This is a genomic window from Pseudomonas lurida (assembly GCF_013522705.1).
Taxonomy (GTDB): domain Bacteria; phylum Pseudomonadota; class Gammaproteobacteria; order Pseudomonadales; family Pseudomonadaceae; genus Aquipseudomonas; species Aquipseudomonas quebecensis.
On record NZ_JAAMRE010000016.1, the window covers coordinates 21693 to 37971 of the forward strand.

Sequence of the window (16279 nt, forward strand, 5' to 3'; positions counted from 1 at the left end):
GACCCGAATTGGCCCCTGTCACTCAGACGACATCTACTCCCACATGAATCGCGTCATGCCGCCAGAATTCCAGATCGCAATCGATCAGGCGCTGGTGCTGGTCATAGTTGACCCGGGCAATGCGCAGGCCGGGGCTGCCCACCGAGACGCGCAACGCGGCGGCAGCCTCCACCGGCAATGAGGTCGGGACGATCTCGAAACGCACCCGTCCGTAATGCACGTCGTACTTGCGCGCGTACAGCTCGGTCATCGACTGGGTCAAATCACACGCCAGAATCCCCGGAAAATACTGCGGGTTCAGGTAGTGCTCCACATACAGCACCAACCGCCCATCAATGCGCCGCCCCCGGCAGATCTGGATCACGCTGGACAACGCCGGTAACTGCAACCAGGCGCATACCGCCGCCGAGGCCGGTTGCAAGCGCGCGCTGAGCACTTCGGTGGACGCCACCCGGCCCTGGTCGCTGACCATCGCGTGAAAGTGGCTGCGTTGCATCAGGTTGTAGGCCAGGCGCGGCGGCGACACAAACCAGCCGCGGCGCTCTTCGCGATAGATCTGCCCTTGCGCCTCCAGTTGTAACAAGGCTTCCCGCACGGTAATGCGAGTGGTACCAAACAACTCGCTGAGCTTACGTTCGGCAGGCAACTTGCGACCGGGCGGCAACAGACCGTGGTCGATCTGCTCCTGCAGCGCCAGGCCGATGGAGGTCACCGCCTTGATTGCTTCATCACGCATCAACGTTACCTTTCTGGACTAGACCAGCACCGTTCAGGTGCACAAAGCGCTGGGTAAACGGGCCCTTGCTATTGCGTGCAAGCGTAGGCAGGACAAATGACCGAGAGATGACAGCCCCCTGGATGCGGCCTACCACACCCTGCAATACATCGGCCAAGTCCCGCCAATGCGGGCCCTTTGGCGTGGTCTACGCTGAGTCTGCGCGGAGCGACATCGACGCGTCGAAAACGACATCGACATGAAACTGTCATCCATCGGGCCTAGATTGGCTCAGGTATTGCTGACCTAGACCACACCACCGCAATCGTTCATAAAAACGCAGCGTTGTTAACGCCCATAGGAGCTTCGGATGAAACAGCTTTTCCTGGCATCACTGTTAGGCTCGACCATTGCCATGTGCACCGCCGCCATGGCTGCCGATACCGATCTAAAAACGCTGGAAGCCGCCGCGAAGGCCGAAGGCGCCGTCAACAGCGTCGGCATGCCCGATGACTGGGCCAACTGGAAAGGCACCTGGGACGATCTGGCCAAGACCTATGGCCTCAAGCACATCGACACCGACATGAGTTCGGCGCAGGAAATCGCCAAGTTCAAGGCCGAAAAAGACAACGCCAGCGCCGATATCGGCGACGTCGGCGCAGCCTTCGGCCCGATTGCGGTGAAACAGGAAGTGACCCAGCCTTACAAACCGTCCACCTGGGCCCAGGTGCCGGATTGGGCAAAAGACAAAGACGGCCACTGGGCCCTGGCATACACCGGGACGATTGCGTTTATCGTCAACAAGAAGTTGCTGCATGGATCTGAAGTGCCCCACAGCTGGGCCGACCTGCAAACCGGCAAGTACAAGGTCTCCGTGGGCGACGTCAGCACGGCGGCACAGGCGGCCAACGGCGTACTGGCAGCGGCCATCGCCCATAAAGGCGACGAGAAGAACATTGCCCCCGGGCTGCAGTTTTTTACCAAAATTGCCCAGCAAGGTCGCCTCTCGCTGTCCAACCCGACCATCGCCACCATGGAAAAAGGCGAAGTCGAAGTGGGCATCGTCTGGGACTTCAACGGCCTGAGCTACAAAGCCAAGATGGGCAACCCGGATGACTACGTGGTGCTGATCCCATCGGACGGCTCGGTGAAATCCGGCTACACCACCATCATCAACAAATACGCCAAGCACCCGAACGCGGCCAAGCTGACCCGCGAATACATCTTCAGCGATGCCGGCCAACTCAACCTGGCCCGTGGCAATGCGCGCCCCATCCGTGCCGAAACCGACCTGAAACTGCCGGCCGATATCGCCAAGAACCTGATCCCGGGCGAGCAGTACACCAAGGCCAATCCACAGCCGATCAAGGATGCCGATGCCTGGGAAAAAACCTCCAAGAAACTGCCTCAGCTGTGGAATGAGCAGGTCATCGTAGAGATGAAATAAGGGTTTATTCCGCATTGGAGATCCAATGTGGAAGCGGGCTTGCTCGCGAATGCGGTATGTCAGCCAATACACTTGTTCTGATACGCCGCTTTCGCCAGCAAGCCCGCTCCCACACCTGAACCGCGTTTTTACCGGAAATAACCTGTTGCGGAGCGCCAGCCCCCATGAAGCACCCCGTCATCCTTGTCGTGCTCGACGGCCTTAACTTCGAGGTTGCAAGGCACGCCATGGGGCATTTGCAGGCCTATGTCGGCGCAGGAAGCGCAGCCCTCTACACACTGGAATGTGAACTGCCCTCACTGTCCCGCCCGCTGTATGAATGCATCCTCACCGGCGTGCCACCGATCCAGAGCGGCATCGTGCACAACAACGTCTCGCGCCTGTCCAACCAGCGCAGCATTTTCCACTACGCCCGCGACGCCGGTCTTACCACGGCGGCAGCGGCTTACCATTGGGTCAGCGAGCTATACAACCGCACACCCTTTCTCGCCGCCCGCGATCGTCATACCGACGACAAGACGCTGGCGATCCAGCACGGGCATTTCTACTGGAATGACCACTACCCGGACTCCCACCTGTTTGCCGACGCCGAAAGCCTGCGCCTCAAGCACGCGCCGGACTTCCTGGTGGTGCACCCGATGAACATCGACGATGCCGGTCACAAGCACGGCCTCGACACCGCGCAATACCGCAACAGCGCACGCTCGGCCGACATCATCCTGGCCGACTACCTGCAAGGCTGGCTCGACGCCGGCTACCAAGTGCTGGTGACCGCCGACCACGGCATGAACAACGACCGCTCCCACAACGGCCTGTTGCCGGAGGAGCGCGAAGTGCCGCTGTTTGTCCTCGGCGATGCCTTCAGCCTGGATGCCAAGGCCGCACCGAAACAAACCGACCTGTGCGGTACCGTCTGCGAACTGTTGGGCGTGCCCCACGACAAACCTGTGTGCCGGGAGCTATTGAAGTGAATGCCATGACTCGCGGCAAATGGCTGGCGCTGCTATGCCTGGTGCCTTTCACGCTGTTCTTTATCGTGTTCGAAATCGCACCGCTGGTGTGGGTGCTGATCAACAGCCTGCAGACCGAAGACTCCGGCTGGGGCGTGGACAACTTCACGCGGATCTTCAGCTCCAAGTTCTACCTGCAGGCCATCCAATACAGCCTGGAAATCAGCTTTTACTCCAGCGTGTTCGGGATCATCATTTCCGTGCTGGGCAGCTACTCGCTGCGCCGGGTGGATTCGCCCCTGCGCAACTTCGTCACCGCCTTCGCCAACATGACCAGCAACTTCGCCGGCGTACCCCTGGCCTTCGCCTTCATCATCCTGCTGGGGTTCAACGGCAGTATCACGATCATGCTCAAGCAGGCAGGCATCATCGAAGACTTCAACCTTTACTCGAAAACCGGGTTGATCATCCTCTACACCTATTTCCAGATTCCCCTCGGCGTGCTGCTGCTCTACCCCGCCTTCGACGCCCTGCGCGAAGACTGGCGCGAGTCGGCGTCGCTGCTGGGCGCCAGCAGCTGGCAATTCTGGCGGCACATCGGCCTGCCGGTACTGACACCGGCGCTGCTCGGCACGTTCGTGATCCTGCTGGCCAATGCCCTGGGCGCCTATGCCACGGTGTACGCGCTGACCACCGGCAATTTCAATGTCTTGCCGATCCGTATCGCGGCGATGGTGTCAGGGGATATCTCCCTGGACCCGAACATGGCCAGCGCACTCGCTGTGGTACTGGTGGCGCTGATGACCGTGATCACCGTGGCCCATCAATTGCTGCTCAAGAGGAGCTACCATGTCTCGCGCTGAAGCCGGCCCGGCCTCGCTCTACCATCGCGTGGTGGTGTACCTGCTATTTGCCATTCTGGTACTGCCGTTGGTCGGCACGTTTATCTATTCGATTGCGAGCAGTTGGTCGGCGACCATTCTGCCGGCCGGTTTTACCGTGAAATGGTATGTGCAGCTGTGGAGCGACCCGCGCTTCCTGATGGCCTTCGGTCAGTCGCTGCTGGTGTGTGTGGGCGCGTTGATCCTGTCGGTGGTGCTGATCCTGCCGCTGCTGTTTGTGGTGCATTACCACTTCCCCAAGCTCGACGCGCTGATGAATATCCTGATCCTGCTGCCCTTTGCGGTGCCGCCTGTGGTGTCGTCGGTCGGCTTGCTGCAGCTCTACGGCTCCGGGCCGATGGCGATGGTGGGCACGCCGTGGATCCTGATCGGCTGCTACTTCACCGTGGCGCTGCCATTCATGTACCGGGCCATTACCAACAACCTGCAGGCCATCAACCTGCGTGACCTGATGGACGCCGCCCAACTGCTCGGTGCCAGCACCTGGCAGGCCGCGATCCTGGTCGTGCTGCCCAACCTGCGCAAAGGCCTGATGGTAGCGCTGCTGCTGTCGTTCTCGTTCCTGTTCGGCGAGTTCGTGTTCGCCAACATCCTGGTGGGCACCCGCTACGAAACCCTGCAGGTGTACCTCAACAACATGCGCAACAGCAGCGGCCATTTCACCAGCGCCGTGGTCATTTCCTACTTCTTCTTTGTGCTGGTACTGACCTGGGCCGCCACCTTCTTGAACAAGGACAAAAGCCAATGAGCTTCGTCAGCGTGCAACACTTGCAGAAAAGCTACGCCGGCACACCGGTGTTCAGCGATATCAACTGCGACATCGCCCAGGGCGAATTCGTCACCCTGCTCGGACCGTCCGGTTGCGGCAAATCAACGCTGCTGCGCTGCATCGCCGGGCTGACCGCGGTAGACAGCGGCAAGATCCTGCTGGACGGCCAGGACATCGTTCCGCTGAGCCCACAAAGACGCAACATCGGCATGGTGTTCCAGAGTTACGCGCTGTTCCCCAACATGACCGTGGAACAGAACGTCGCCTTCGGCCTGCGCATGCAAAAGGTCAACGCCGATGACAGCCGCAGGCGCGTGCAGGAAGTGCTGCAACTGGTCGAACTCACTGAGCTGGCCGGCCGTTACCCGCACCAGATGTCCGGCGGCCAGTGCCAGCGCGTGGCTCTGGCCCGCTCCCTGGTCACCCGGCCGCGCCTGCTGCTGCTTGACGAACCGCTGTCGGCGCTCGACGCGCGGATTCGCAAGCATCTGCGCGAACAGATCCGCGAAATCCAGCGCGAATTGGGGCTCACCACGATTTTCGTGACCCATGACCAGGAAGAAGCGCTGACCATGTCCGACCGCATCTTCCTGATGAACCAGGGCAAGATCGTACAGAGCGGCGATGCGGAGACGCTCTATACAGCGCCGGTGGATGTTTTCGCCGCCGGTTTTATCGGTAACTACAACCTGCTGGACGCCGACAAGGCCAGCCGCTTGCTGCAACGCCCGATCAGCGGGCGCATTGCGATCCGCCCGGAAGCCATCGAACTGAGCCGCAACGGCGAACTCGACGCGCAGGTGCGCAGCCACAGCCTGCTGGGCAACGTGATCCGCTACCGTATCGAGGCCCGGGGCGTGGAACTGGTGGTGGATGTACTCAACCGCTCGGCGGACGATCTGCACCCCGATGGCCAGCGCCTGGCACTTTCCATCGACCCCAGCGCGCTATGTGAAGTAGCCTGAGCAGCGATTTATTGAGAGAGCGTAACGGATGGCACTGGTAATTTTTGATTTGGACGACACCCTGATCCACGGCGACTGCGCCACCTTATGGAGCGAGCAGATGGGCCGTCTGGGCTGGGTCGACCCCGAGTCGTTCATGCGCAGAAACAACGAACTGATGGACGCCTACAGCCAGGGCAAACTGGCCATGGAAGACTTTATGGACTTCAGCCTGGAGCCGATGATCGGCCGCACGCCGGAAGAAATCGAGCACTTGGTGGAGCCGTGGGTCGAAGACGTGATCGAACCGCTGATCTACAGCGACGCCACCAAAACCATTGCCCGCCACCGCGCTCAGGGCGACCGGATTCTGGTGATCTCGGCCTCGGGCACGCATCTGGTCAAGCCGATTGCGGCGCGCATCGGTATCGATGAGGCACTGGGGATTGAGCTGGAGGTCAGCCATGGCGTTTACAGCGGCAAGACCGTGGGCGTACTCACCTACCGTGAAGGCAAGATTACGCGTTTGCAGGACTGGTTGGCGCAGGAAAATGAAACCTTGGACGGCGCGTACTTCTATTCGGATTCGCGCAATGATTTGCCATTGCTGTTGAAGGTCGATCATCCGCAGGTGGTAAACCCGGACCCGGTGTTGCGGGCACATGCCGAGCAGGCGAACTGGCCGATTCATCACTGGGTTTGATGCGCGTGAACTCCGCGCCAGTGCGCACGCTGTCAGCGGATGGTGAATAGAGCCCTGCGGGATGCCATAAATCGGCGCGATCAAGGCCGGAAGTCGTCATTGGAATGCGAAACGAGCCTACATCGTGTGTAGGACTCCGAGCGCCAAGCACATCACATGACCTTCAACGCCTTGCAATGCTTTCACAGTGCCTCCATAGTGACTCTGGACTGAGCCCGTAGCAGTAGCGCCGGGCTTTTTGCATTATGCGACCGGCCCACACGGAACCGGCGACTTCAAAGACGGCCTAATATGCGTTATCAATTGCCCCCGCGTCGAACCAGCATGAAGCATCTGTTCCCCAGCACCGCCCTCGCTCTTTTCATTGGTCTCGGCTTTGCGTCGATGTCGACCAATACGTTCGCAGCCAACAGCTGGGACAACCTTCAGCCGGATCGCGATGAGGTGATTGCCAGCCTTAACGTCGTCGAGTTGCTCAAGCGTCATCACTACAGCAAGCCGCCGCTGGACGACGCGCGCTCGGTGATCATCTACGACAGCTACCTCAAGCTGCTGGACCCGTCGCGCAGCTACTTCCTGGCCAGCGATATCGCTGAGTTCGACAAGTGGAAGACCCAGTTCGACGACTTCCTCAAGAGCGGCGACCTGCAACCCGGCTTCACCATCTACAAGCGCTACCTGGACCGCGTCAAAGCGCGTCTGGACTTCGCATTGGCTGAACTGGACAAAGGCGTCGACAAACTTGACTTCACCCAGAAGGAAACCCTTCTGGTGGACCGCAAGGACGCCCCTTGGCTGACCAGCACCGCCGCCCTCGACGACCTGTGGCGCAAACGCGTCAAGGACGAAGTGCTGCGCCTGAAGATCGCCGGCAAGGAACCCAAGGCCATCCAGGAGCTGTTGACCAAGCGCTACAAGAATCAGCTGGCGCGTCTGGACCAGACCCGCGCGGAAGATATCTTCCAGGCGTACATCAACACCTTCGCGATGTCCTACGACCCGCACACCAATTATCTGTCGCCAGATAATGCGGAAAATTTCGATATCAATATGAGTCTGTCGCTGGAAGGCATCGGTGCCGTCCTGCAAAGCGATAATGACCAGGTCAAGATCGTGCGTCTGGTGCCGGCTGGTCCGGCGGACAAGACCAAGCAGGTCGCCCCGGCCGACAAGATCATCGGCGTGGCCCAGGCCGACAAAGAGATGGTCGATGTGGTCGGCTGGCGCCTGGACGAAGTGGTCAAGTTGATCCGTGGGCCGAAAGGCAGCGTGGTGCGCCTGGAAGTAATCCCGCACACCAACGCGCCCAACGACCAGACCAGCAAGATCGTGTCCATCACCCGTGAAGCGGTGAAACTCGAAGACCAGGCGGTGCAGAAGAAGGTCCTGAACCTCAAGCAGGATGGCAAGGACTACAAACTGGGGGTGATTGAGATCCCAGCGTTCTACCTGGACTTCAAGGCGTTCCGTGCCGGTGATCCGGACTACAAGAGCACCACCCGCGACGTTAAGAAAATCCTGACAGAGCTGCAGAAGGAAAAAGTCGACGGCGTGGTCATCGACCTGCGCAATAACGGCGGCGGCTCGCTGCAGGAAGCCACCGAACTGACCAGCCTGTTTATCGACAAGGGCCCGACCGTGTTGGTACGCAACGCCGACGGCCGTGTCGACGTGCTGGAAGACGAGAATCCAGGCGCATTCTACAAAGGGCCGATGGCACTGCTGGTCAATCGTCTCTCGGCGTCGGCGTCGGAGATTTTCGCCGGTGCCATGCAGGATTATCACCGTGCATTGATTATCGGCGGCCAGACCTTCGGCAAAGGCACGGTGCAGACCATCCAGCCGCTCAACCATGGCGAGCTCAAGCTGACACTGGCGAAGTTCTACCGAGTGTCCGGGCAAAGCACACAGCATCAGGGCGTATTGCCTGACATTGATTTCCCGTCGGTCATCGACACCCAGGAAATCGGCGAAAGCGCCCTGCCGGAAGCCATGCCGTGGGACACCATTCGTCCCGCGATCAAGCCGGCCTCAGACCCGTTCAAACCGTTCCTCGTACAGTTGAAAGCTGACCACGACGCTCGCTCTGCCAAAGATGCCGAGTTCGTCTTCATCCGCGACAAACTGGCCCTGGCCAAAAAACTGATGGAAGAAAAAACCGTCAGCCTTAATGAAGTGGACCGTCGCGCACAGCACAGCGATATCGAAAACAAGCAACTGGCCCTGGAAAACATCCGTCGCAAGGCCAAGGGCGAGGATCCGCTCAAAGAGTTGAAGAAAGAAGACGAAGATGCATTGCCGACCGAGGCGGATAAAACCAAGCCGGAAGACGATGCCTACCTGGCTGAAACCGGGCGGATCCTGCTGGACTACCTGAAGATCAGCAAGCAGGTAGCCAAGCAGTAACTGATGGCAATTTAATGTGAACGCTCCCCGGAGTGTCATCAAATAGACATCATTCTGTCGTGAAATGAGGGACCCCAGGCTTCAGGCCTGGGGTCCTTTTTTTTGACCGAGACCGCCATGACCACGACCGAACAGCTGAATGCACTGAGCTCAATCCTGGCTCAAGGCAGTTTGCACAGTCTGTTCCAGCCGATCATCTGCTTGTCCGAGCGGCGGATTCTTGGTTATGAAGCCCTCAGTCGCGGGCCATCCAACAGCCCCCTGCACTCGCCCGTCGCCTTGTTCGCCATCGCGGGCCAAACCGGCCGCCTCAGCGAATTGGAAATTGCCTGCCGCGAGAGCGCCTGCCGCCGGTTCAGCGAGCAAAAGCTGCCGGGTAAGCTGTTTCTGAACATCTCACCCGAATCGCTGATGGAAACCGCACACCAACCCGGGCGCACCCTACAACTGCTGCACGACTTTGGCATCCCGCCGAGCCAGGTGGTGATCGAGCTCACCGAGCAGACGCCCACCGACGATTTCAACCTCTTGCAGACCGCGTTGCATCACTATCGCAACATGGGTTTTTCGATTGCTCTGGACGATTTGGGGGCCGGCTATTCGAGCCTGCGGCTATGGTCGGAGCTGCGCCCGGACTATGTGAAGATCGATCGTCATTTTATCGATGGCATCCATCAGGATGCGCTCAAGCGCGAGTTTGTCGGCTCGATCCTGCAGATCGCTCGGGCGTCGCGCGCGCAGGTCATCGCCGAAGGGATCGAATTGCCGGAGGAGCTGGCAGTGTTGACCGAGATGGGCGTCGACCTGGTCCAGGGGTACCTGCTCTGCCGCCCGCAGGAACAGCCGCCGCAGGAAGCACGCCTGATGCTGCCCAAGCCTGACAGCGCCAGCGTGACCCTCAACGATGAAGGCAGTGACCTCAGCGCCCTGCTCAACGAACAACCGGCCGTGGACCAGGATACTGCCACCGCCCAGGTGCTGGAGGCGTTTCGCCGCCAGGCCAATCTCAATTCCCTGGCGGTACTCGATGGGCGCGGCCACCCGGTGGGTATCGTGCATCGGCATTCGCTGTCCGACGCGCTGCTCAAGCCGTTCGCCACCGACCTGTTCGCGCGCAAGCCCATCAGCCGCCTGATGAGCAACGACTTCCTGGCGGTGGAACTGAGCCAGTCGCTGCAACAGGTCAGCCGCTTGCTGACCAGCCGCGCACGGCAACGGATCGAGGAAGACTTCATCATCACGCTCAATGGCGATTACTTGGGCCTGGGGCGGGTGATCGATGTGCTGAAATTGATTACCGAACTGAAAATCCAACAGGCGCGCTACGCCAACCCACTGACCCTGCTGCCGGGCAACGTGCCGATTCAGCAGTGCCTCGCACGGCTGTTGCAGCAACAGCGTGAATCGGTGATCTGCTACGTGGACATCGACAGTTTCAAGCCCTTCAACGATATCTACGGCTATGGACGTGGGGACGAGGTGTTGCTGTGCCTGGCGCAGTGCCTGAACGACCGGGTCGACCCCAGCCGCGACTTCGTCGGGCATATCGGTGGGGATGATTTTCTACTGGTGCTGGGGCCGCAGGACTGGCGCAGGCGGCTCAATCAGTTGCTGGATGATTTCCACACCCAGTGCCGACGTTTCTACCGCGCCGAACACTTGGATGCCGGCTGCTTCGTGGCGTTGAACCGCCAGGGCATACGTCAGGAATTCGCATTGCTGTCGCTGTCGATCGGCGTGGTCCATTTATACCCACAGGCCTGCGGGCACCTGGATGCCAGTCAGTTGGCAGAGCTGGCGTCGCAGGCCAAGCACCACGCAAAAGATGTGGCCGGCTACAGCATCCATGTCATCGACAGCATGGACATGCTGCCCCAGCCACTTTAGGCCTCGGCGGATTCCGGGTACTCGTACTCGAACACCCGCACCACCTCGGACGCATGCCAGGAAGCCGCGGCCACGCCATCGGACGGCCCGCTGAAACGCCCCAGGCGCTCCACGCATTCGAAGAAACCAGTACGCGGCAGGCGGCTGGCGCCCTGGCTGATCACCAGGGAACTGCGCAATGGCTGCTCGGCTTTGGCATCCAGCGCCGCCAAGTGCTCGAGGGCCGCGGCCAGGGTCTGCATGGCTGGCGAGGGGAATTGCAGGCGCTCAAGCAGCGCGCGGTAGGTCAGCAAATGGCGCTGGCGGCGCGCCTGGTCCAGCTCGTTGAGCAACCCATCCCAGTGTTGACGGCTGATACGTAAACTCAAGATTCATCCCTCCACCCTGCAACGCCCAATTCCCAGGCCAGGCTGCGGCGGATCGCGGCATCCGGCTGGCGCTCACCCGTTTCGATCAATTCAAGATACGAGGGGCTGATGCCCACGGTGCGGGCCAGTCCTTCAATAGCCAGGCCCTTGGCTTCACGCAGCCCACGCAAGTCGGCGAGCGGCCGAAGGTCCTGCTCGGCAACCGCTCGGGCAACAGGGGAAGAAGGTGACGGAGGCTGTTGCTGACCGACCGCGTTGAGCAGCGCCTGGTATTGATCCCATGGCAACACCGCATATTCGGGTTCGCCATTGCGTGAAATTATCTGAATATCCATGACCGCCCCGTAGGATAACAACACTTACAGCGTAAGCACTTTCCTTAGGAGTGTAATCCTAACAGCCACAAAGGTCGCAGGGGGATAGCCATGGGTTCAGTTTTTTTGCGGGTTTTCCTCAGCCAGCAGCGCCGGCGTTGCAGGCAGACGCTCCACCACCGCCAGCTTCTCCGGGCGCTGGGCATTACGCCAGGCGCGAAAGGCGCTCAATTCGCCTTCCAACGTCTTCATCACCCACGCCAGTACGGCGATATCATCGAACATGCCGAACATCGGGATGAAGTCCGGGATCGCATCAATCGGGCTCAGGAAATACATCAGACCGGCCACTATCGAAATCAGCGCCTTGGGGCTGATGGCGCGGTACTCACCACGCCAGTAGGCCAGGCACAGGGCCTGAAGCAACTTGAGATCATCCTTGAGTTTGCCCAGGCGGTTGCCCTGGCTGGAGCCCTTGGCCGCCACCGCGAACAGCAACGTCGGCAAGCGTCCACGTCCCAGCAAGCGAGCCGCCATGGGCAGGAATCGGGTGAAATTGAAAGGTGGTTTCATGGGTCACTCCAGTTCCAGTCGACGCACAAGGTTATCCACACAAATTGTGGATAACCTTGTGAACAGAGCCTGTTTTGCGGGCTGAAAGCCACGAACTACAAGGCTTGCAGTCAGATCGGGCGTTTTTTGCGCACATCAAAAAAACCCAAGAATTCATTGACTTGGCGTTGCCGTGCGGTTACCCGTGCTCGAGTGTTATATCAGACTGTTACAGGCTTTGGACGTTCGGTTGAATGTGTGCAGGCCGCAGAAACAACAACGCCCCGTCGAGACGGGGCGTTGTGTGTTCAGGCGCCGATTACTTCTTGGCGGCAGGTGCGGCAGGTGCGTCAGCCTTGGCCGGATCCTTGATGGCCAGCAGCTCCAGGTCGAATACCAGCACGGAGTTGGCTGGGATCGCCGGGCTCGGGCTTTGCGCGCCGTAGGCCAGGTCGGATGGGATGTACAGCTCGACCTTCTCGCCAACGTGCATCAATTGCAGGCCTTCGACCCAACCCGGAATCACGCCGCTGACCGGCAGGTCAATCGGGCTACCGCGATCCACGGAGCTGTCAAAGGTAGTGCCGTTGGTGAGCTTGCCGGTGTAGTGAACAGTCACCACGTCGGTAGGCTTAGGCTGCGGGCCATCGGCTTTCTTGGTGATCTTGTACTGCAGACCGGAAGCCGTGGTCACGACGCCGTCTTTCTTGGCATTTTCTTCGAGGAATTTCTTGCCGGCGGCTGCCGACTCTTCGCTCATCTTGGTCATGCGTTCTTCAGCACGCTTTTGCAGTGCGGCGAACGCTTCAACCAGTTCGTCGTCTTTGAGCTTCTGCTCTTTCTTGCCGACGGCATCTTCAATGCCTTGGGCTACCGCTTTGGAATCCAGGTCATCCATGCCTTCCTGGGCAAGGCTCTTGCCCATGTTCAGGCCGATGCCATAGGAAGCTTTTTGCGCCGGGGTTTTCAGCTCTACGCTGGTCTGCGAATCACAACCCGCAAGTACCAGGCTAACCAGGGCCACCGCCGCCGCCAACCGATGCTGTTTCATGCTATTTCCTTGTTCATGCGCCAATAGGGCATTTGAATAAAGTCGCGAGCTTATCAGGCGGCCACGACCAATGGCTACCGGCATGTGAGCAGGAAACTTCCGATAAGTTCACGTGTTTAAAAGCATTTTCATTCATCATGAGGGCCCGCGACGGACCGCGGGACCGCCTTCATCCAGGCTCATGGCCACTTGCCGCACTCCTGGCGTAGTGGCATAACAACGCAACCCCTAGACAAGGATAGTTATCTTGCGCCTATTTTCCCGTATTTTGCTGCTGCTCGGGCTGCTGCTGGGCTTGGCGGTGGCCGTGGTGATCTATTACACCATCAACCCCAGGTTGCCGGCCTACGTGCCCGTCAAGCACGTGCACTACCAGGACCAATGGAGCGCCGCCGACCGCCAGATCTACTATTTCACGCCCCAAGGTACCCAGGTAAAGGGGCTGCATTATGAGTGGTTCACCGCCCTTGAACTGCCGTTCTCCGAGCAACGCTTTGCCACGCCTGAGTACCTGGCGCGCTTCGGTTTCCTGGTCGACCCCAGGCAAGTACCCTCCGCGCAAAATCCCGGCAACCTGCCCGTAGGGTTCGCCCGCCACAAGAATGCCGACAGCAACGTCGAATACCTGGATATCACCTGCGCGGCGTGCCACACCGGCGAATTGCACTTCAAAGGCCAGGCGCTGCGTATCGATGGCGGCTCGGCCCAGCACGTATTGCCCTCCAGCGTACCGACATTGCGCGGTGGCAGCTTCGGCCAGGCCCTTGTCGCCAGCCTGGCCGCCACTTATTACAACCCCTGGAAATTCGAACGGTTCGCCCGCCAGGTGCTCAAAGATCGCTATGACGCCGAACACAGCCAACTGCGCGAGGACTTCAAGCAGTCGCTGAATCAGTTTTTCAAAGTCGCCTGGAACGACACCCACCGGGGCCTCTACCCCACCGAAGAAGGCCCCGGCCGTACAGACGCCTTTGGCCGTATCGCCAACGCCAGTTTTGGCGATGCCATTTCGGCGGACAACTACCGCGTGGCCAACGCGCCGGTGGACTACCCACAACTGTGGGATATCTGGACCTTCGATTGGGTGCAATGGAACGGCTCGGCCCAACAGCCCATGGCACGCAATATCGGCGAAGCATTGGGCGTGGGCGCGACCCTGGCCTTTTTCGACAGCGCCGGTCAGCCCCTGCAAGGCGATGCGCGCTACCCTTCCAGCGTAAGGGTGCGCGACCTCAACCTGATTGAAGAAACCCTGCAGCGCCTCAAGCCACCCACCTGGCCCGAAGACCTGTTCGGTGCCATCGACAAGCCGCTGGCGGCGCAGGGTCGCGCACTGTTCGCGGAAAATTGCGCAGGCTGCCACGTGCCGAATGTCACCGAGGAAAACGGCCGTCCGGTGCAGCACTTGAAAATGCTGCCGGTTGAGTACATCGGCACCGACCCCGGCACCGCCGCCAACATTGCCGATCGACGTTACGATCTCAGCGCCCTGCAATGGGACCCGACCGAGCTGGCCAGACTGAATGTCGAACTGCACCCCAGCCCGACCGAGCCGCTGGATCTGAAGAATATGTCCGTGGCCAAAGGCCTGGCCTACGTCACCGCCTTCGTCGAAGACCACGCCTACCGCGCCGCCGGCGTGACCCCGGCCGAGCGCCCGCGCCTGGATGGCTACGGCCTGCCGATCGGCGTGCGCGAATTGCGCGCTTACAAGGCGCGCCCGTTGGCCGGCGTATGGGCTACGCCGCCATTCCTGCATAACGGCTCGGTGCCGACCATTTACCAGTTGCTCTCGCCTCAGGATGAGCGCAGCACCACTTTCTATAAAGGCACATTCAACTACGACCCGCGCCACTTGGGCTTTGAAACCGCGGCATTCAACAATGCCTTCCTGTTCGATACCCGAGTGACCGGCAACCATAACAGTGGCCACGAATTCCGAGCCGGTCAGCGAGGCAATGGCGTGATTGGCCGCAGCTTGCTGCCGCAGGAGCGCTGGGCACTGCTGGAATACCTCAAAGTACTGGGCGGCCCTCTGGAGCAACAACTGCCATGATGATTCGATCTCAATACGATCGCCCCTCCCTGCTCGCACGCCTCTGGCTGCGCCTTGGCCGCTTTGTCGGCAAGACCCTGCTCTGGCTGGTGGCGCTGGGCCTGATTGGCTGGCTGGCGAGTAGCGCCTGGTACGCATGGCAGCACAGCGGCCCGGTGCCGGCGGATGAGCAGGTGCCGCCGGGCGAAGCGGCGATGACCCAAGGCATCATTCAAACGGCGGTGCGCATCGTCGATCAGCATCGCGAAGGTACACGCTACCTGCGCGACGCCCACGCCAAGGCGCACGGCTGCGTGAAGGCCGAAGTCAGCGTGCTGTCCGATCTGGATCCTGCGCTGCGCCAGGGTGTATTCGCCGAACCGGGCAAGACCTGGCAGGCGCTGATGCGCCTGTCCAATGGCAACGCTTACCCGCAGTTCGACAGTATCCGCGACGCGCGGGGCATGGCCCTCAAGCTGCTCGACGTGCCCGGCAAACAGCTGCTGGCGGACCAACAAGCCCGTACCGAGCAAGACTTTGTGATGTTCAGTCATCCCAACTTTTTCGTCAGCGACGTAGCGGAGTACGCACAGAACATCGGCGCCCAGGCGGACGGTAAGAAAGTCCTGGCATTCTTTCCCGGTATCGACCCACGCAGTTGGCAAGTGCGTCACCTGTTTATCGCCCTCGCAACCCTGGCGCCGGCGCCCGCCAGCCCGACGCAGACCACCTACTTTTCGGTATCGCCCTACAAGTTCGGTACGGCCAATGCCAAGTTCCGCGTGGCGCCCGCCCCTCAGAGTTGCCCGGAGTACGTGCTGCCCAAACAGAACCAGGACTTGCCGAATTTCTTGCGCAGCGCCTTGAGCCAGCAGTTGTCCACGGACCGGGTGCCGGCGTGCTTCGAATTGCAGATCCAGCGGCAGAACCCGCAGAAATTCATGCCTATCGAAGACACCAGCATCGAGTGGAAGGAGAGCGATGCGCCCTATGAAACCGTGGCCACCGTACGGATTCCTGCTCAGGACTTCGATACGCCGGCGCAGAACCTGGCCTGTGACAACCAGTCGTTCAATCCCTGGTTCGGCGTCGCGGAGCATCGCCCCATCGGCGGTATCAACCGTCTGCGCAAGGCGGTGTACGAAGCGGTCAGCGATTACCGTCATAGCCGCAACGCACCGTAAAGAGTGCATAACAACGGGCCCGGTGCCGTAAGGATTGCGTCGGGTCTATTGA

15 protein-coding genes are annotated in these 16279 nt (G+C 60.2%); 10 read left to right on the forward strand and 5 right to left on the reverse strand.

Translation table 11 applies throughout. The features are described 5' to 3' along the window. Positions 1-22: 22 nt before the first annotated feature. Positions 23-736 carry a UTRA domain-containing protein gene (locus G7025_RS14700; RefSeq protein WP_181079904.1) on the reverse strand — a complete coding sequence of 238 codons (714 nt, stop codon included), beginning with the start codon at positions 734-736 and terminating at the stop codon, positions 23-25. A gap of 349 nt (positions 737-1085) precedes the next feature. On the opposite strand from G7025_RS14700, the gene G7025_RS14705 reads away from it, so the two are divergent. From G7025_RS14705 to G7025_RS14740, 8 genes are all read left to right on the forward strand, one after another. Then, complete coding sequence (locus tag G7025_RS14705) at positions 1086-2162, forward strand: ABC transporter substrate-binding protein (RefSeq protein WP_181079905.1); 1077 nt, start codon at positions 1086-1088, stop codon at positions 2160-2162. A 164-nt stretch (positions 2163-2326) separates the two neighbouring features. Next, complete coding sequence (locus tag G7025_RS14710; RefSeq protein ID WP_181079906.1) at positions 2327-3133, forward strand: alkaline phosphatase family protein; 807 nt, start codon at positions 2327-2329, stop codon at positions 3131-3133. A 5-nt stretch (positions 3134-3138) separates the two neighbouring features. After that, positions 3139-3975 (forward strand): ABC transporter permease, encoded by an 837-nt coding sequence (locus tag G7025_RS14715; protein ID WP_219855326.1) that lies wholly within the window; start codon positions 3139-3141, stop codon positions 3973-3975. Beyond that, complete coding sequence (locus G7025_RS14720) at positions 3962-4762, forward strand: ABC transporter permease (RefSeq protein ID WP_181079908.1); 801 nt, start codon at positions 3962-3964, stop codon at positions 4760-4762. The genes G7025_RS14715 and G7025_RS14720 overlap by 14 nt, the downstream gene beginning before the upstream one ends. Continuing rightward, entirely contained in the window at positions 4759-5748 is a 990-nt protein-coding gene (locus G7025_RS14725; protein ID WP_181079909.1) for an ABC transporter ATP-binding protein, read from the forward strand. The genes G7025_RS14720 and G7025_RS14725 overlap by 4 nt, the downstream gene beginning before the upstream one ends. Positions 5749-5776: 28 nt before the next feature. Next, positions 5777-6430, forward strand: a complete 654-nt coding sequence (locus tag G7025_RS14730; protein ID WP_181079910.1) for an HAD family hydrolase — start codon at positions 5777-5779, stop codon at positions 6428-6430. A 324-nt stretch (positions 6431-6754) separates the two neighbouring features. Continuing rightward, positions 6755-8836 carry a carboxy terminal-processing peptidase gene (locus G7025_RS14735; protein WP_181079911.1) on the forward strand — a complete coding sequence of 694 codons (2082 nt, stop codon included), beginning with the start codon at positions 6755-6757 and terminating at the stop codon, positions 8834-8836. A 117-nt stretch (positions 8837-8953) separates the two neighbouring features. Continuing rightward, the gene (locus tag G7025_RS14740) at positions 8954-10723 is read left to right on the forward strand and encodes a bifunctional diguanylate cyclase/phosphodiesterase (RefSeq protein ID WP_181079912.1); all 1770 of its coding nucleotides are present in this window, start codon (positions 8954-8956) and stop codon (positions 10721-10723) included. Here G7025_RS14740 and G7025_RS14745 read toward each other — a convergent pair. The 4 genes from G7025_RS14745 to G7025_RS14760 all read right to left on the reverse strand — a co-directional run bounded on the left by G7025_RS14745 (position 10720) and on the right by G7025_RS14760 (position 13008). After that, a complete protein-coding gene (locus G7025_RS14745; protein ID WP_071484740.1) occupies positions 10720-11091 on the reverse strand; it encodes a hypothetical protein in 372 nt (123 codons plus the stop codon). The two genes, G7025_RS14740 and G7025_RS14745, sit on opposite strands and share 4 nt — an antisense overlap. After that, positions 11088-11426 carry a helix-turn-helix domain-containing protein gene (locus G7025_RS14750; RefSeq protein WP_181079913.1) on the reverse strand — a complete coding sequence of 113 codons (339 nt, stop codon included), beginning with the start codon at positions 11424-11426 and terminating at the stop codon, positions 11088-11090. The genes G7025_RS14745 and G7025_RS14750 overlap by 4 nt, the downstream gene beginning before the upstream one ends. 96 nt (positions 11427-11522) lie before the next feature. After that, complete coding sequence (locus G7025_RS14755) at positions 11523-11978, reverse strand: YkvA family protein (protein ID WP_181079914.1); 456 nt, start codon at positions 11976-11978, stop codon at positions 11523-11525. A 298-nt stretch (positions 11979-12276) separates the two neighbouring features. Beyond that, positions 12277-13008: an FKBP-type peptidyl-prolyl cis-trans isomerase gene (locus G7025_RS14760; protein WP_181079915.1), complete on the reverse strand. Its 732-nt coding sequence runs from the start codon at positions 13006-13008 to the stop codon at positions 12277-12279. A 247-nt stretch (positions 13009-13255) separates the two neighbouring features. Between G7025_RS14760 and G7025_RS14765 the strand changes: the two genes are divergently transcribed. Both G7025_RS14765 and G7025_RS14770 read left to right on the forward strand, forming a co-directional pair. Continuing rightward, complete coding sequence (locus G7025_RS14765) at positions 13256-15064, forward strand: di-heme-cytochrome C peroxidase (protein WP_181079916.1); 1809 nt, start codon at positions 13256-13258, stop codon at positions 15062-15064. Next, entirely contained in the window at positions 15061-16227 is a 1167-nt protein-coding gene (locus tag G7025_RS14770; protein ID WP_181079917.1) for a catalase family protein, read from the forward strand. The genes G7025_RS14765 and G7025_RS14770 overlap by 4 nt, the downstream gene beginning before the upstream one ends. The last annotated feature ends 52 nt before the right edge of the window (positions 16228-16279 follow it).

Excerpts from the sequence above, each read along its gene's own strand:
- G7025_RS14770 (WP_181079917.1), top strand. The coding sequence starts at position 15,061 with ATGATGATTCGATCTCAATACGATCGCCCCTCCCTGCTCGCACGCCTC.
- G7025_RS14705 (WP_181079905.1), top strand. The coding sequence starts at position 1,086 with ATGAAACAGCTTTTCCTGGCATCACTGTTAGGCTCGACCATTGCCATG.
- G7025_RS14760 (WP_181079915.1), bottom strand. The coding sequence starts at position 13,008 with ATGAAACAGCATCGGTTGGCGGCGGCGGTGGCCCTGGTTAGCCTGGTA.
- G7025_RS14735 (WP_181079911.1), top strand. The coding sequence starts at position 6,755 with ATGAAGCATCTGTTCCCCAGCACCGCCCTCGCTCTTTTCATTGGTCTC.
- G7025_RS14710 (WP_181079906.1), top strand. The coding sequence starts at position 2,327 with ATGAAGCACCCCGTCATCCTTGTCGTGCTCGACGGCCTTAACTTCGAG.
- G7025_RS14750 (WP_181079913.1), bottom strand. The coding sequence starts at position 11,426 with ATGGATATTCAGATAATTTCACGCAATGGCGAACCCGAATATGCGGTG.
- G7025_RS14720 (WP_181079908.1), top strand. The coding sequence starts at position 3,962 with ATGTCTCGCGCTGAAGCCGGCCCGGCCTCGCTCTACCATCGCGTGGTG.
- G7025_RS14725 (WP_181079909.1), top strand. The coding sequence starts at position 4,759 with ATGAGCTTCGTCAGCGTGCAACACTTGCAGAAAAGCTACGCCGGCACA.
- G7025_RS14730 (WP_181079910.1), top strand. The coding sequence starts at position 5,777 with ATGGCACTGGTAATTTTTGATTTGGACGACACCCTGATCCACGGCGAC.
- G7025_RS14700 (WP_181079904.1), bottom strand. The coding sequence starts at position 736 with ATGCGTGATGAAGCAATCAAGGCGGTGACCTCCATCGGCCTGGCGCTG.
- G7025_RS14715 (WP_219855326.1), top strand. The coding sequence starts at position 3,139 with ATGACTCGCGGCAAATGGCTGGCGCTGCTATGCCTGGTGCCTTTCACG.
- G7025_RS14740 (WP_181079912.1), top strand. The coding sequence starts at position 8,954 with ATGACCACGACCGAACAGCTGAATGCACTGAGCTCAATCCTGGCTCAA.
- G7025_RS14755 (WP_181079914.1), bottom strand. The coding sequence starts at position 11,978 with ATGAAACCACCTTTCAATTTCACCCGATTCCTGCCCATGGCGGCTCGC.